Origin of the sequence: Rhizobium ecuadorense, from assembly GCF_001187535.1 — a bacterium.
Taxonomy (GTDB): Bacteria; Pseudomonadota; Alphaproteobacteria; order Rhizobiales; family Rhizobiaceae; genus Rhizobium; species Rhizobium ecuadorense.
This window is the reverse complement of the sequence record NZ_LFIO01000824.1, coordinates 1-220: the sequence shown is the minus strand read 5'-3', so window position 1 is coordinate 220 and position 220 is coordinate 1. Positions and strand designations below refer to the sequence as shown.

Below are 220 nucleotides of genomic sequence, written 5' to 3'. Positions count from 1 at the left end.
TCCACGGCCTCTCAACATCGCGCGGTCGGCTGACAAGCGGTCTGTCGGAACCTGCCGCGACTACGCGCTGATGCTCTGCTCTTTTCTGCGATGCAGGGAAATTCCCGCCCGTGTGCGCTGTGGTTTTGCAGCTTATTTCTCCCATGGATGGGAAGATCACTGGGTATGCGAATACTGGGACTCCAGCGCTGGAGAATGGTGCCTGTGCGATCCCCAAATC

The 220-nt window shown here is 58.2% G+C and carries 1 protein-coding gene; it reads left to right on the top strand.

Going from position 1 to position 220, the window contains the following annotated elements:
• Positions 1 to 16 precede the first annotated feature (16 nt).
• The coding region (locus AF337_RS40425) for a transglutaminase domain-containing protein (protein ID WP_280138852.1) at positions 17 to 220 on the top strand (204 nt) is incomplete at its 3' end.